Here is a 15,139-nt window from a genome sequence, read left to right as displayed (position 1 = left end):
GCCGGTCACTCCCCCGCCGGTGTGGCGAGCGCGTCGAGCCAGAGCCAGGACGCGTCCCCGGCCAGGGTGGCGGGGGCCGGGGTGGCGGCGTTGGCGCCGCCCTGCGGCACACCGCCCCACGTGAGGTCGCCGGTCTCGGGGTCGTAGCTGGCCACGACGCTGTCGGGGTCGTAGGCGGCGGCGGGCCGGTTGAGGTTCTGCACACCGCGCGCGTTGCTGGTGCCGGGCCCCTCGGTGCAGCGGGCCTTCGTGTTCATCGGCCGCTCGTCGCGGTCGCTCGGGGTGCGCTTCTGCGTGCTCTCGTAGCCCTGCTGGCACACCGGGTTGTCGGTGATGATCAGGCCGAAGTGGGCGTTGTAGAGCCCGCTGGTGGGGCTCTTGGAGACAACGGTGAAACCGCCCTCCACCACGTAGGGGTAGATGACCAGCAGCTGCTCGACGCCGTCGAGGTGCCGGGTGACGACCTGCCCGGTGGTCACCAGGTTGTTGATCAGGTCGCCCAGCTCCACGCGGTTGTCCTCGATCAGGGTGCGCAGGGAGCGTGCGGCGGGCGAGCCGGCCTTGATCAGGCGGCGCAGGTCCGGGTCGGCGCCGGCCAGCGTCGAGGAGAACTGCGAGAGCCGGCGCGCGAAGGTGCGGATGTCCTGCTCGCTCCTCAGCTGCGTGCTCAGCACGGTGTTGGCGTCGCGGATCAGGTCGGTGGTGATCTGGAAGTTGGCGTCGGCGTCCTCGATGAAGGACGAGCCGGAGTCGATGAGCCGGGACAGGTCCTCGCCGCTGCCGCCGAACGCGGCCCCGAGCTCGGTGACCGTGGTGCGCAGGGCGTCGCGGTCGACCGACTGCACGGTGCGGGCCACGTCGCCGAGCAGCTTCTCGGTCGCGATCGGGACGGCGGTGTCGGCGGTGTCGATCTCCGAGCCCTGCTCCAGGTACGGGTCGCTCTTCGTCTGCGGCTTGAGGTCGACGTACTGCTCACCGACGGCCGAGGCGTTCGCGACCACCGCCAGCGTGTCCGCCGGGATGGTGTCCCACTTCTTGTCGATCTGCAGGTGGACGTCGACGCCGTCGTCGGTGAGCACCAGGTCGTCGACCCGGCCGACGGCGACCCCGCGGTAGGTGACCTGGCCGCCGGCGAAGATGCCGCCGGAGGAGGCGAAGTGCGCCACGACCTCGTAGTCGGTGTCGCGGAAGAACCGGTCGAGCTGGGCGTAGGTGGCGCCCACGTAGGAGCAGCCGACCAGGGTGATCAGCGCGAAGACGAACAGCTGGATGCGGGTGCGGCGGGTGATCACCGGACCTCACCCCCGTCCCTGGTGTCCCGGGTGGTGTCCGGGCTGGTGTCGCTGGTCGTCCCCACCAGGCCGGGCACGAGCAGCGCCACGAGGTCGGCGTCGTAGAGGGCGGAGAGATCGCCCATCGTGGGGCCGCGGTCGCCGACCGTCGTCCGTGCCGTGCCCGTGGACGAGCCCGTCGTGGAGCCCGTCGTCGAGCCCGGTGTCTGCGCGGGGGTGCGCAGCGCGTCGACGCCGGCCCGCCCGAGGCCGGGCAGCGAGATCGAGGGCAGCGGGAGCGGGAGACCGCCGCCGCCACTGCTGGACTCGCCGCCGCCGGGGTTCGGCAGGCCGGGCAGCTGGTTGAGCAGGGTGCACACGGCGACGTCCTTGTTGCGGGGGCGTGCGCACTCCTCGCGCAGCTCCAGCAGGAGGCGGGGGGTGGCGAGCACCCGCTGGCAGGCCTCGGAGGTCAGGTCCCCGGAGGCGAGGCACTCGGCGACGAGGTCGAGCACGACCGTCGGGTCGAGGTCCGAAGGGAGCAGCGTGGGCAGCTCGGTCGGGATGCCGTCGTCCAGGCCCAGGGAGAGGTCGATCTGCATCTCGATGGAGAGGTTGGTGTAGTCGCCCATGTGCAGGTTGCGCGCGACCTGCGGGTTGCGGCCGACGACCTCGTCCACGAAGGGGTAGGTGAGGAAGACGTTGAACGACTCCACCAGCGAGTCGCCGCTGTTCGCGAGCTCGGCCAGCACGGGCTGGAGCTGCTCGAGGGTGGCGGTGGTGGACTCCTGGGTGGAGCGGATGACGCGCACGCCGACGTCGCCGAGCCGGTTGAGCGACCGGAGCATCCTCACGAGGTCCTCGCGCTGGGAGTCCAGCGAGCGCAGGGCGGACGGCAGCTCCTCCAGCGCGGCGTCGATGGAGGGCTGCTGACGACGCACCGACCGGGCCAGGCGGTCGATCCGCTCGATCGCGTCCACGATGTCGGCCTTGTTGGTGTCCAGGGTGCGCATCAGCACCCGGATCTGCTCGAGCACGTCGCGGGTGGTGCCCTCGCGGCCCTCCAGCGCCGTGTTCAGCTCGGTGGCGATGGTCTTCAGCTGGGCCACGCCGCCGCCGTTGAGCACCAGGCTCAGCGCGCCGAGCACCTCCTCGACCTCGGTGTTGCGCCCGGTGGCGTCCAGGCCGATGGCGGCGCCGTCCTCGAGGCTGCCGGTGCCGCCGCCGTCGGGGGCGTCGAGCTCGACGAACTTCTCGCCGAGCAGGCTGGTCTGGCGGATGCGGGCCACCGCGTCGGCGGGCAGCTCGGTGTCCTCGCGCAGCTCGAGGGTGACCAGGGCGGTCTCGCCGTCGTCGGCGAGCGCCACGTCGGTGACCTGGCCGACGGTGACGTCGTCGACCTTGACGGTCGACTTGGGCACCAGGTCCAGCACGTCGCGGAACTGGGCGGTGACGGTGATCGGGTCGTCGCCGACGTCCGGGCCGCCGGGCAGCGGGAGGGAGTAGACGTCGAAGCCGCTGCTGCAGGCCGAGAGGCCCAGCGGCAGGACGACGGCCAGCGCCGCCGCGCGCCAGAGGCGGGCCAGCCGACCGGGCCCACGGCGGGGCTGGCGTCGGGGCTGGCGTCGGGGCTGGGTGGCGCTCATTCGGTCACCGCCACGAGTCCGCCGAGCGTGGCGTCGGAGAGCACCGCGGCGCCGCTCGTGCTGCCGCTGCGCCCGCGCAGCGCGTCCAGGGCACCGGGGCGCGGCAGCGCGCCCTCGAGGGCGTCGCACAGGCCACCGGTGTCGTCGACGGAGTTGGCGACGGTGCACAGCAGCAGCGCCGGGTCGTTGACCAGCTGGTCCTCGATCAGCGTGAGGTTCGCGTTGGTGTCGAGGGTGCCGGCCTGCGGGTTGTAGGTCAGGTACAGGTTGTTCAGCGCCAGCGGTGCGGCGTCGAGGGTCTCGTCGAGCGCGGCGCGCTGCTTCACCAGGACCTTGGCCACGCGGTTCAGCCCCTTCACGTCCTCGGTGAGGATCTCCCCGTTGTCGTCCACGAAGCGGCGCACCTGGGTGAGCGCCGTCGCGAGCGCGTCCAGCGCCGCGGCGAGGTCCTGCCGCTCGCCCGCGAGCAGGTCGGAGACGTCGGCCAGCGAGCTGTTGAACCGGCGCACGGTCGTGTCGTTGTCGGCGAGCGTCTCCAGGAACTGCCCCAGCTCGGCCGAGGCGCCGAACAGGTCGTCGGAGTTGTCGTCGAGGGTCTCGGTGAAGTCGGCGAAGTCGCTGAGCGTCTGCCGGAACGTCGCGCCCTGGCCGCCGAAGTTCTCGGCCGTCTGCACGAGCAGGTCGGAGAGGGCACCGTCGCTGTTCGCGCCGTCGGGGCCGAGCGCCACCGTCAGGTCGTCGAGCGACTGGTAGACCTGGTCCAGCTCGAGGGGGACGGCGGTGCGGTCGGTGCCGAGCTCGGCGCCGGACTCCAGCACCGCGCCGCCGGTGTAGGCGGGGGTGAGCTGCACGTAGCGGTCGCCGACCACCGACGGGGAGATGACGACGGCCTGGGCGTCCGCGGGGACGTCCAGCTCACCGTCGTAGCGCATGGTGACCACCACGTCCGTGCCGTCGGGGCGCACGGAGGTGATCTCCCCGACCGGGACGCCCAGCACCCGCACGTCGCTGCCCTCGTAGAGCTGGGCGGCGGAGGTGAAGCGGGCGGTCAGGGTCTTGCCGTCGTCGCCGTCCAGGAGGACGACGCCGACGGTGACGACCACGGCCAGCGCGACGAGCGCCAGGAGCACGGTGCGCACGGTGGTGAGGGCCCTCATCCGAGACCACCACCGTTCTGCAGCTCCGCGATCGGCGGGAAGTTCTGGATGTAGGTGTCGAACCAGGGGCCGTTGCCCAGCGTCGAGGCGAAGACGCGGTAGAACGGCGCCATCAGCCGGAGGCTGTTGTCGATGTTGTCCTCGTTCTTGTTGAGCACGTCGAGCACCGCGTCGAGGTTCTCCAGGGCGGGCTTCAGGTCGGCGCGCGACTGCCGGATCAGCGTGGTCAGCTCCCGCGAGAGCCGCTGGGTGGAGACGAGCAGCCGGTGGATGGCCTGCCGCCGCTCGACCAGCGCCCGGAACAGGACGTCGGCGTCCTTCATCAGCGCGACGATGTCCTCGTCACGGGCGTCGAGCACGGTGGAGAGCCGGCGCAGGTTGACCAGCAGGCTGTTGATCTCGTCGTTCTTGGCCGCGATGTTCGCGCTGAGCGCCGAGACGCCGGCCAGGGCGCCGCGGAACTCCTCGGGGGTGTCGCGGGTCAGGTCGGCCAGGGTGCGCAGCGACTCGGTGAGCTGGTCGGTGTCGATCCGCTCGGCGGTGTCGGCGAGCCCGGTGAAGGCGTCGACGACGTCGAACGGGGAGGTCGTGCGCGAGACCGGGATGGTGCCGCCCTCCTCCATCCGGGGGCCGGCCTGCCCCGCCCTGGCGACGCTGGGCTCGACGGACAGGAACATGTCGCCGAGCAGCGTCTTCACGCGGATGGAGGCGCGGGCGTCGGTGTCGAAGGTGTCGTCGGTGCTGACCCGGAACCCGACGCGGACCTTGTCCCCGTCCAGCTCGATGGTGCGCACCTCGCCGACGCGGACGCCGGCGATGCGGACCTCGTCGTCGACCTTGAGGCCGCCGGCCTCGCTGAACTCGGCGTAGTAGGTCTGCCCGCCACCGATGAGGGGCAGGTCCTGGGCACGGAACGCGGCGACCAGCAGCAGCGCCAGCACGACGAGGCTGACGGCGCCGATCACCACGGGGTTGCGCTCGCGGAAGGGCTTCATCCGAGGTCGCACCTCGCAGACCCGGTCTCGTACTTCAGCGGGACGGTCTCGCCCCCGGGGATGGTCACGTCGGCCTCGAAGTGGCAGAGGTAGAAGTTGAACCAGGAGCCGTAGGTGGCGGTGCCGCCGATGGTGTTGAGCTTGACCGGCAGCACCTGGAGCGCACGGTCGAGCTCCTCGGAGCCGTCGTCGATGTTCCGCGTGAGCCGGCGCAGCTGCTTGATGTCGGTGACCAGCGGGGCGCGCACGTCGGTGACGAGGCCGGCGGTCTCCTCGGAGAGCAGCGAGATCTGCGTCAGCGAGTCGAGGATCGGCTCGCGGTCGTTCTTCAGCCCGCGCACGAGCTGCTTGAACGTGATGATCAGGTCGGAGAGCTGGTCGTCGCGGTCGGCCAGGTGGTCCAGCGCCTGGTCGAGGTTCTCGATCAGGTCGGTGATGACCTCGTCGCGGTCGGCGAGCGTCTGGGTGACCGACGCGGTGTGGCCCAGCAGGCTCTCCAGCGTGCCGCCCTCCCCCTGGAAGACCTGGACGATCTCGTAGGAGAGCTGGTTGACGTCGGCCGGGCTCAGGGCCTGGAACAGCGGCTTGAAGCCGTTGAACAGCACGGTCAGGTCCAGCGCCGGGCTGGTCTGGGCCACCGCGATCACCGGGTCGCCGTCGACCTCCCCGAGGTCCACGGGGTCGGACGAGGGCCGCTGGTCGAGGCTGATGTAGCGCTGCCCGACCAGGTTGCGGTACCGGATCGTGGCGTGGGTTACGTCGGTGACGGGCACCTGGGTCTGGAGGTCGAAGGAGACCATCGCCATCCTGCCGTCCACGACCTCGATGTCGGTCACGGAGCCGACCTTGACGCCGGCGACGCGCACGTCGTCGCCGGCCACCACGCCGGTGGCGTCGGTGAACGTCGCGCGCACCGGCCGGGTCTCGGCGAAGGACAGGTTGCCGACCGTGATCACCAGCAGGCCCGTGGCCAGCGTGGTGACGAGGACGAAGATGCCGAGCTTGACCAGGTCGGCGGCGGTGCGGCCGTCGAGGAGCTTCATCGCAGCTCCACCTCCGCCCCGCGGGCCATCGGCGCCACCAGGAGGGCACCCAGGTCGGGCACGTCCTCGGCGGTCGTGCCGAGGGCCGGCGCGAGCAGCGAGTCGACCAGGGCCGTCTCGGCGTCACTGCCGGCGCGGCCCGCGTCCGTGCGGAAGAAGTAGCTGGGGGTCACGCGTGAGGTTCCCTTGCCGGTGGGCTCGTCGACGCCGTCGTCCATGTTCGGCTGGGCCCGGAGCGGGTTGTCCTGGTCGAACGGCGGGTTGGGCAGGTGCAGGCAGCTGGGGCCGCGGTCCTCGCCGAAGCGCGGGACGTCGGCGGCGGTGTAGCCGCGGGGCTGGTTCGGCAGCGTCTCGAGGGTGATGTGCAGCGTGTGGTTGCGGAAGGCCTCGGCCTGGATCTTGCCCGCGTTGACCAGGCCCTCCGTCAGGCAGCTGAACTCCGGGGCGTACTTGGCCAGGAGCCGCACCTGCGGCTCGGAGACCTCGCCGAGACGGATCAGGTTCTGCTCGTTGTCGCGCAGGAAGGTGCGTGCCGAGCCGGAGAACGCGCTGACGTCGTTGAAGAGGGCGTTCAGCATCTCCTCGCGGTCGCGCAGCGTGGTGGTCGTGGTGACGGTGTCGTCCAGGATCTGCCCGACCTGGGGCAGCACGTCGGCGTAGAGGTCGGAGACCTCCGCGGTCAGGCGCAGGTCCTCCACCAGGGCCGGCAGCTGCGGGTTGAGCTTCTTCAGGTAGGCGTCGACCGTCTCGAGGTTCTCCCCGATGAGGTCTCCGCGACCCTCCAGCGCCGTGGCCAGCGCCGTGAGCGTGGCGTTGAGGTCGGCGGGGCGGACGGTGCGCAGCAGCGGGTAGAGGTCGTCGAGGACCTCCTCGACCTCGGTCGACAGGCGCGTCTGGGTGATCGTGTCGCCGGCCTGGATCGGCCGGGCCGGGTCGGCCGGGACCTCGAGCTTGACGTACTTCTCGCCGAACAGCGTCTTGGGCACGATGTAGGCGGAGACGTTGGACGGGATGGTCCCGGTGCTGTCGGGGAACAGCCCGAGCTCCACGTCCACGCCCTCGGAGGTGGCGTCGAAGGAGAGCACCTCGCCGACGATGACGCCGCGGATCTTCACGTCGCCGCGCCGCGGCAGCTGGAGCCCGGCGCTGGTGCTGCGCAGGGTGACGGTCGTGTAGTCGCGGAAGACGCCCGTGAACTGGGCGTAGGTGAGCCACACCGCCACCAGCAGCAGTGCGAGGAAGACGAGTCCGAGCGTGCGGACGTGACGCAGCAGCACGACTACCCCGCCAACCTGACCGTGGTCGTGGTGCCCCAGATCGCCATCGACAGCATGAGGTCGATGACGTTCACCGCGACGATCGAGGTCCGCACCGCGCGACCCACGGCCACGCCGACGCCGGCCGGCCCGCCGCTGGCGGTGTAGCCGTAGTAGCAGTGGATGAGGATCACCGTCACCGCGAAGACGAGCACCTTGCCGAAGGACCAGAGCACGTCCTCGGGTGCCAGGAACTTGGTGAAGTTGTCCGCGTAGGTGCCTGCCGACTGGCCGTAGATGCCGGTCACCGTGAGCCGGGTGGCGAAGTAGGACGAGAGCAGCCCCACCACGTACAGCGGGACGATCGCGATGAGGCCGCCGATGATGCGGGTGCTCACCAGGTACTGCATCGAGGGGATCGCCATCACCTCGACGGCGTCGATCTCCTCGGAGATGCGCATCGCGCCCAGCTGTGCGGTGAAGCCGCAGCCCACCGTGGCGGCCAGCGCGATGCCGGCCACGAGCGGGGCGATCTCGCGGGTGTTGAAGTACGCCGAGACGAAGCCGGCGAACCGGGCGGTGCCCAGCTGGTCGAGCGCGGCGTAGCCCGAGAGGCCCACCTGCGCACCGGTGAAGAAGGTCATCGAGACGATGACACCCACGGTGCCGCCGATGACCGCCAGCGAGCCCGAGCCGAGGGTGACCTCGGACAGGATGCGCAGGATCTCCTTGTAGTAGCGCCGTGCGGTGCGTGGGGTCGCAGCCAGGGCGCGCAGGTAGAACGCGAGCTGCCCGCCGAGGTCGTCGAGGGCCCCGAGCGGCTTGGTGTAGATCGCCTTGAGGTCGGCCACGGCCCGTTCACCCGCCCTTCGGGGGGACGACCTGGAGGTAGACCGCGCTGAGGACGAAGTTGGCGATGAACAGCAGCAGGAACGTGATCACGACGGACTCGTTGACCGCGTCGCCCACGCCCTTGGGCCCACCCCCGGCGTTCATCCCCTTGTAGGAGGCGACCACGGCCGCGATGAGGCCGAAGATCAAAGCCTTGACCAGGCCGATCCAGATGTCGGGCAGCTGCGCGAGCGCGGTGAAGGAGGCGATGTAGGCGCCGGGCGTGCCGTCCTGGAGGACGACGTTGAAGACGTAGCCGCCGGCGACGCCGACCACCGAGACCAGGCCGTTGAGGAAGACGGCGACCAGCATGGTGGCCAGCACGCGGGGCACCACCAGGCGCTGGATCGGGTCGATGCCGAGCACCATCATCGCGTCCAGCTCCTCGCGGATCTTGCGGGCGCCGAGGTCGGCGGCGATGGCGGAGCCGCCGGCGCCGGCGATGAGGAGGGCGGTCGCGATCGGGGCGGCCTGCTGGACGACGGCGAGGACCGAGGCGGAGCCGGTGAACGACTCGGCGCCGAACTGGCGGATCAGGCCACCGACCTGGAGCGCGATGACCGCGCCGAACGGGATGGCCACCAGCGCGGTCGGGATGATCGTCACCGACGCCACGAACCAGGCCTGCTGGATGAACTCGCGCAGCTGGAAGGGTCGCCGGAAGAGCCCGCGCGCGACGTCGAGCGCGAAGGCGAAGAGGCTGCCCGCAGCCCCCACCGGGGCGAGCAGGCGGGCGGTGGTCGAGGCCATCGGTCCCTCAGGCCCCCGTCGCCATGGCCATGCCGGGCGAGAACGATCCGGGCGGCGGCGTCACGCCGTGCTCGCGGCACCAGCCGCCGGGCTCGCGCTGGCTGCGCCGGGGGATGCCGTTGGACGGCTCCAGCTGGAGCGGGATCGGCGGGAGGGGCGGCAGCTCCTGGTCGGCCTCGGCGGCCAGCTCGTCGGCGTCCTTCTCCTCGGACATGCCGATCGGGCCGACGCGCTGGGCGTTGAGGAACTGGCGCACGACGGGCTCCTCGGAGGAGAGCAGCATCTCGCGCGGCCCGAACATGGCCAGGTGCTTGTGGTAGAGCAGGCCGATGTTGTCGGGCACCGTGCGCGCGGTGTTGATGTCGTGGGTGACGATCAGGAAGGTCGCGTCGATCTGGGCGTTGAGGTCGACGATGAGCTGGTTGAGGAACGCGGTGCGCACCGGGTCCAGGCCGGAGTCGGGCTCGTCGAAGAGCACGATCTCGGGGTCGAGGACGAGCGCGCGCGCCAGGCCGGCGCGCTTGCGCATGCCGCCCGAGATCTCGCCGGGCAGCTTGTCCTCCGAGCCGACGAGGCCGACCAGGTCCATCTTCTCCATGACGACCTGCCGGACCTCGGACTCCGACTTGCGCGTGTGCTCGCGCAGCGGGAAGGCGACGTTGTCGTAGAGGTTCATCGAGCCGAACATCGCGCCGTCCTGGAACAGCACGCCGAACAGCTTGCGGATCTCGTACAGCTCGCGCTCGGAGCAGGAGGCGATGTCCGTGCCCTCGATGACGATCGAGCCCCGGTCGGGCTTCAGCAGCCCGATCAGCGACTTCAGGAACACCGACTTGCCGGTGCCCGACGGGCCCAGCATCACGCAGATCTCCCCGGCCGGCACCGTCAGCGTGACGTCTCCCCAGATCAGCTGCCTGCCGAAGGACTTCGTCAGGTTCTCGACCTTGATCTCGACACCCATCGAGCGCCTCCCCTCCCGTGCGGCGGCACCGGGTGGCGCCGCTTCCTGACCTGCCAGTAACAACGGCGGGGTCGGCGCGAGGTTACGCACGAATGTCGCCCACGTCACGCTGGACGCGTGGTCGCGGTCACATCCGGTGGCAGGTCCGTCCTGCCGGTCGGCAGGGGCGGGGCCTCACCGGAGGGGTTTCGAGCAGGAGGCCGCGCCGGTCAAGACCGCCGGCCGCTCTCGGCAGCGCTGTCACGGCCGGCGCCGGGAACGCCGCGAGGGCGGCCACCCCTGATCGGGATGACCGCCCTCGGCGGATCGTGCAGGTGCCCCGTGCGGGGCGGTGTCCCCCGGAGGGGACTCAGGTCACTTGAGGGTGACGGAGGCGCCAGCGGCCTCGAGGGACTCCTTGGCCTTCTCGGCCACGTCCTTGGCAGCGCCCTCGAGGACGGTCTTGGGCGCACCCTCGACGAGCTCCTTGGCCTCCTTCAGGCCGAGGGAGGTCAGGGCGCGCACCTCCTTGATGACGTTGATCTTCTTGTCACCGGCGGACTCGAGGACGACGTCGAACTCGTCCTTCTCCTCGGCGGCGGCCTCGCCACCGGCGGCACCGCCGGCAGCGGGGGCGGCGGCGACGGCGACCGGGGCGGCCGCGGTGACGCCGAAGGTGTCCTCGAACTCCTTCACGAACTCGGAGAGCTCGATGAGGGTCATCTCCTTGAACGCGTCGAGGAGCTCGGTGGTGCTCAGCTTCGCCATGGTGGCGTCCTTTCAGCTGTGGTCGGCGCCCGTCGCGGGCGCCGTCCGGGTTTCAGGTGGTGGTAGCCGTGGGTGACCCGGGAGGGTCACGCCTCGGCGGTGTCGCCCTCGTCGGAGGCCGCGGGGGCCTCGTCGGCGGGGGCCTCGGCAGCAGCCGGGGCCTCCTCGGCGGCGGCCGGCGTACCGGCACCACCTGCGAGGATCGAGGGGTCCTCCTGCGCCTTCGCCTCGAGCGCACCGGCGAGCCGGGCGGCCTGGGCGAGGGGGGCGTTGAGGAGGTAGACGGCCTGGGACAGCGACGCCAGCATGGCGCCCGCCATCTTGCCCAGGAGGACGTCGCGCGACTCGAGGTCGGCCAGCTTGGCCACCTCGGCAGCGTCGAGCGCCTGGCCGTCCATGACTCCACCCTTGATGACAAGGGTGGGGTTGGCCTTGGCAAAGTCACGCAGGCCCTTGGCAGCCTCGACCATGTCGCCCTTGATGAAGGCAACGGCGGTCGGGCCGGTCAGCAGGTCGTCGAAGCCGGAGAGCCCGGCCTCCTTCGCGGCCAGCTTGGTCAGCGTGTTCTTGACCACGGCGTACGTGGCGTTCTCGCCGAGGGAGCGGCGGAGGTCCTGCAGCTCCTTCACGGTGAGACCGCGGTACTCGGTCAGCACGGCGCCAGCGGACTCGTTGAACTGCTCAACGAGGTCCGAGACGGCCGCCTGCTTGTCTGCCCGCGCCATGGGTCTCCTTACATCGGTCGGAGAGCCACCGTGAACCCCGTGAAATGACGAACGCCCCGGGCGCAGGCCCAGGGCGTGGGAGCGGCACTCTCGTGCCTGCTCGGTGCTCTGTATCCTGCGCGGGTCGCTCGCTCTCGCGAGGCCTTCAATCCTGCTGCTCTCGCATCAGGACGACCGGCGGTCTCTGGTTACGCGTACCAAGGTAGGGGTGTCGGGCCGCCACGCAAAATCGTGGACGTCGGCGGCGTCCATCCCCCGCGCAGGGAGTGTGCCAGCACGGTACCGGCTGGCAGGATCGGCACCATGACCGACCGCACGCCGCTCGACCAGCTCTCCGCCGACGACCTGGCTGCCTTCCTCGCGAAGACCCAGGCCGACTACGCCGCCCTCAAGGATCGCGGGCTGAAGCTGGACCTCACGCGTGGCAAGCCGTCCGCGGAGCAGCTGGACCTCTCCAACGGCCTGCTCTCGCTGCCCACCTCCACCACGGACGCCACCGGCACCGACGTGCGCAACTACGGCGGGCTCGAGGGTCTCCTCGGCCTGCGCGCCCTGTTCGCCGAGCTCCTCGGCGTCGAGCCGCAGCAGGTGATCGCGGGCGGCAACTCGAGCCTCGAGATGATGCACCGCACCGTCACGTCCCTGCTCCTGTGGGGTGCCGCCGGCGTCGACGCCCCGTGGAAGGACGCCGGCACGGTGAAGTTCATCTGCCCGGTGCCCGGCTACGACCGGCACTTCACGCTGCTGGCCGACCTCGGCATCGAGATGGTCACCGTGCCCATGCACGAGGACGGGCCGGACGTCGAGGCGGTCAAGGCGCTCGTCGCCGACGACCCGTCGGTCAAGGGCATGTGGCTCGTGCCGACCTACGCCAACCCGACCGGCTCGGTGTGCTCCGTCGAGGTCGCCACCGCGCTCATGTCGATGCCGACGGCGGCGCCGGACTTCCGCATCCTGTGGGACAACGCCTACGCGCTGCACCACCTCACCGACGTGGAGGTCAAGAGCGCCGACGCTCTCGCGATCGCGGCGGCCAACGGCCACCCCGAGCGGCCGATCGTGTTCGCCTCGACCTCCAAGATCACCTGGGCGGGCGCCGGCGTGGCCATGATGGCGATGTCGCCGGTGAACAAGGCCTGGTTCCTCACGCACCTGGGCATGGCCTCGATCGGGCCGGACAAGGTGAACCAGCTGCGCCACCTGGAGTTCTTCGGCGACGCCGAGGGCGTGCGCGCGCACATGCGCAAGCACCGCGACATCATCGCGCCGAAGTTCGCCGCCGTGCAGGACGCCCTCGAGGGCGCGCTCTCGGGTCTCGGCGTGGCCGAGTGGACCGAGCCGACCGGCGGCTACTTCGTCAACCTCGACGTCGTCGACGGCACCGCCACCCGCGTCGTCCAGCTCGCCAAGGAGGCCGGCATCTCGCTGACGCCCGCGGGCTCGGCGTTCCCGCACGGCCTGGACCCGCGCGACCGCAACATCCGCCTGGCTCCGACGTTCCCGCCGCTGGACCAGGTCGAGACCGCCATGGCCGGCGTCGCCACCTGCGTGGCGCTCGCCGCCGCGGAGAAGCTCAGCAGCTGAGCCGGGCGCTCCCGGACGCCGACCCCGGGACGTCATGCGGAGCGGACGCAGTGTCCCTCAGACGCATGACGTCCCGGGGTCTCGCGCGTCCAAGGGGTCTCTGCGGGCTCAGCCGGGGTTGACCGCCACGACGACGTCGCGGTCGATGCCGGCGTCCACGCGGTGCCGGAACCCCTGCCAGGGGCCGTCGTCCAGGGGCTCGAGGCCGGCGTCGGCCAGGATCTCCAGCGCCTGCTCGCGGGGGGCGACGTGGGTGTTCCAGGCGATGCCGACCGCTCCCCCGGGCCGCAGCACGCGCCGCCACCCCGGCAGCGCCTCGGTGAGCAGCTGGGCCGGGCCGCGGCTGCGGCCGCCGTCCGCACCGTGGGAGCCGTGCTTGACCCCGTACGGCGCGTCGGTGACCAGGACGTCGGCGGAGCCGGCCTTGAACACGTCGCCGGTGCGCCGGGTGTCGGCCTCGACGACCGCGAGCCGCTGGGTGCGCCCGGCCTTCCAGGCCTCCTTGTCGGCCGCCACCTCGATCGCGAGCCGGCGCCCGAGCCTCTGCCCGTCGCGGCGCAGCGGGGAGACGTCCGCGGTGTGCTTGAGCCGCTTCGTGCGCAGCCAGGTCTTGAGGTAGGCCTCCTGCGCGTCGAAGGCCTTGCCGTCGGTGTCGAGCCCCTCGGCGTCGCAGCCGTGCACGAGCGCGGCGTGCAGGGTGGTGCCGCGCCCGCACAGCGGGTCGAGCACGCGGGTGGCGCGCTTGCGCGGTGCCACGGACGTCGGCAGCAGCCCGTCCGGGGTGGCCGAGGCCCACACGGTGAGGTTGAGCAGGAGCCGGGTGAACAGCTCGTTGGTCTTGCCGACGTACTTCTGGATGGTCAGCAGGTCCTCGTCCAGGGTGCGCACCTGCGCGGGCTCGGTCGGCAGCAGCGCGGGCCCGAAGCCGGCGTCCTCCAGCTCGAAGAGGGCGTACCCGCCGGAGAGCAGCGAGAGGTGGGCGCGGGTGCGCTCGCTCAGCTCCACGTCGACGGTGCGGACCTGGAGGTACGGCAGCCCGCCCATCTCGACCAGGCGCACGTCGTCGATCTCCTCGCGCAGCGCCGTGGCGGCCAGCACCTGTGCCTCGGCGAGGAGCAGGGCCGGGGTGGCGTCGGCGTAGACGCGGTTGGCCGAGGGGCGGACGAGGACGGCCCAGGTGCTCATGCTGACTCCTGCGGGGGGTGGGGCGGGTGCGTGGCCGGTCGAGGGAGGGGGAACGGCGACGGCCCGCCGGCCCCGGTGGGGGGCGCGACGGGCCGTCGTCAGGCTTCGCTCACCAGGAGCGAGAGGGGCTCAGGCCTCCTCGTCGCCCGCGATGTTGCGGGTGACGGAGGGGTCGACCTGGATGCCGGGGCCCATGGTGGTCGAGAAGGTGACCTTCTTGACGTAGCGGCCCTTGGAGGCGGACGGCTTGAGGCGGAGGACCTCCTCGAGCGCGGCGGCGTAGTTCTCGGCCAGCTGCTTCTCGCCGAAGGACGCCTTGCCGATGATGAAGTGCAGGTTGGCGTGACGGTCCACGCGGAACTCGATCTTGCCGCCCTTGATGTCGGTCACGGCCTTGGCCGGGTCCGGGGTGACGGTGCCGACCTTGGGGTTCGGCATGAGGCCGCGGGGGCCGAGCACGCGGCCGAGGCGGCCGACCTTGCCCATGAGGTCCGGGGTCGCGACGACGGCGTCGAAGTCGAGGTAGCCGCCGGCCACCTTCTCGATCAGCTCGTCGCCACCGACCTCGTCGGCACCGGCGTCGAGGGCGGCCTGGGCCTTGTCACCGACGGCGAAGACGAGGACCTTGGCGGTCTTGCCGGTGCCGTGGGGCAGGTTGACGGTGCCGCGCACCATCTGGTCGGCCTTGCGGGGGTCGACGCCGAGACGCATGACGACGTCCACGGTCTCGTCGAACTTCTTCTTGCTGGAGCCCTTCGCGATCTGGATCGCGTCGAGGGGGGCGTGCAGGGCGTCGATGTCGTAGGACTCGACAGCCGCGCGGTAGCTCTTGCTGCGCTGCATGGTCTGGTCTCTCTTCTACTCGTTCCAGGTGTGGTCGTGTGGGCCAGCGCGGCCCTGCCACAGAGGGGTGCGGACGCGTGCGTCG

General features: G+C 71.2%; 14 protein-coding genes. 1 reads left to right on the top strand and 13 read right to left on the bottom strand.

The window, feature by feature from the left end; genetic code table 11:
* Positions 1-5 precede the first annotated feature (5 nt).
* The 11 genes from M8316_RS04160 to rplJ all read right to left on the bottom strand — a co-directional run bounded on the left by M8316_RS04160 (position 6) and on the right by rplJ (position 11,442).
* Positions 6-1,292, bottom strand: a complete 1,287-nt coding sequence (locus tag M8316_RS04160) for an MCE family protein (RefSeq protein WP_250052266.1) — start codon at positions 1,290-1,292, stop codon at positions 6-8.
* Positions 1,289-2,917, bottom strand: a complete 1,629-nt coding sequence (locus M8316_RS04155) for an MCE family protein (RefSeq protein WP_250052264.1) — start codon at positions 2,915-2,917, stop codon at positions 1,289-1,291. The genes M8316_RS04160 and M8316_RS04155 overlap by 4 nt, the downstream gene beginning before the upstream one ends.
* Entirely contained in the window at positions 2,914-4,074 is a 1,161-nt protein-coding gene (locus tag M8316_RS04150; protein ID WP_250052263.1) for an MCE family protein, read from the bottom strand. Before M8316_RS04150 ends, M8316_RS04155 begins: the two co-directional genes overlap by 4 nt.
* Positions 4,071-5,069: an MCE family protein gene (locus tag M8316_RS04145; RefSeq protein WP_250052262.1), complete on the bottom strand. Its 999-nt coding sequence runs from the start codon at positions 5,067-5,069 to the stop codon at positions 4,071-4,073. The genes M8316_RS04150 and M8316_RS04145 overlap by 4 nt, the downstream gene beginning before the upstream one ends.
* The gene (locus M8316_RS04140) at positions 5,066-6,112 is read right to left on the bottom strand and encodes an MCE family protein (protein ID WP_250052261.1); all 1,047 of its coding nucleotides are present in this window, start codon (positions 6,110-6,112) and stop codon (positions 5,066-5,068) included. Before M8316_RS04140 ends, M8316_RS04145 begins: the two co-directional genes overlap by 4 nt.
* Positions 6,109-7,389: an MCE family protein gene (locus M8316_RS04135; RefSeq protein WP_250052260.1), complete on the bottom strand. Its 1,281-nt coding sequence runs from the start codon at positions 7,387-7,389 to the stop codon at positions 6,109-6,111. The genes M8316_RS04140 and M8316_RS04135 overlap by 4 nt, the downstream gene beginning before the upstream one ends.
* A gap of 2 nt (positions 7,390-7,391) precedes the next feature.
* On the bottom strand, positions 7,392-8,219 hold the full coding sequence (locus M8316_RS04130; protein ID WP_250052259.1) for an MlaE family ABC transporter permease: 828 nt from the start codon (positions 8,217-8,219) through the stop codon (positions 7,392-7,394).
* Between the two features lie 7 nt (positions 8,220-8,226).
* Positions 8,227-9,009: an MlaE family ABC transporter permease gene (locus M8316_RS04125; RefSeq protein ID WP_250052258.1), complete on the bottom strand. Its 783-nt coding sequence runs from the start codon at positions 9,007-9,009 to the stop codon at positions 8,227-8,229.
* Positions 9,010-9,016: 7 nt separating this feature from the next.
* Entirely contained in the window at positions 9,017-9,970 is a 954-nt protein-coding gene (locus M8316_RS04120) for an ABC transporter ATP-binding protein (RefSeq protein ID WP_250052257.1), read from the bottom strand.
* A 354-nt stretch (positions 9,971-10,324) separates the two neighbouring features.
* Complete coding sequence (gene rplL / locus M8316_RS04115) at positions 10,325-10,717, bottom strand: 50S ribosomal protein L7/L12 (protein WP_250052255.1); 393 nt, start codon at positions 10,715-10,717, stop codon at positions 10,325-10,327.
* Between the two features lie 86 nt (positions 10,718-10,803).
* Entirely contained in the window at positions 10,804-11,442 is a 639-nt protein-coding gene (gene rplJ, locus M8316_RS04110; protein ID WP_250052253.1) for a 50S ribosomal protein L10, read from the bottom strand.
* Positions 11,443-11,745: 303 nt separating this feature from the next.
* On the opposite strand from rplJ, the gene M8316_RS04105 reads away from it, so the two are divergent.
* Positions 11,746-13,026, top strand: a complete 1,281-nt coding sequence (locus M8316_RS04105; RefSeq protein WP_250052251.1) for an aspartate aminotransferase type Ic — start codon at positions 11,746-11,748, stop codon at positions 13,024-13,026.
* 108 nt (positions 13,027-13,134) lie between these two features.
* Here the strand turns inward: M8316_RS04105 and M8316_RS04100 are convergent, their stop codons facing one another.
* Both M8316_RS04100 and rplA read right to left on the bottom strand, forming a co-directional pair.
* Positions 13,135-14,211 carry a TRM11 family SAM-dependent methyltransferase gene (locus M8316_RS04100; protein WP_250052249.1) on the bottom strand — a complete coding sequence of 359 codons (1,077 nt, stop codon included), beginning with the start codon at positions 14,209-14,211 and terminating at the stop codon, positions 13,135-13,137.
* Positions 14,212-14,340: 129 nt separating this feature from the next.
* Entirely contained in the window at positions 14,341-15,054 is a 714-nt protein-coding gene (rplA, locus tag M8316_RS04095) for a 50S ribosomal protein L1 (protein ID WP_250052247.1), read from the bottom strand.
* Between the last annotated feature and the right edge of the window lie 85 nt (positions 15,055-15,139).

Source organism: Nocardioides bruguierae (assembly GCF_023554635.1).
In the GTDB taxonomy this organism is placed as follows: domain Bacteria; phylum Actinomycetota; class Actinomycetes; order Propionibacteriales; family Nocardioidaceae; genus Nocardioides; species Nocardioides bruguierae.
Note: the sequence above shows the minus strand (reverse complement) of the source record. Positions and strands in the feature narration are given on the sequence as shown.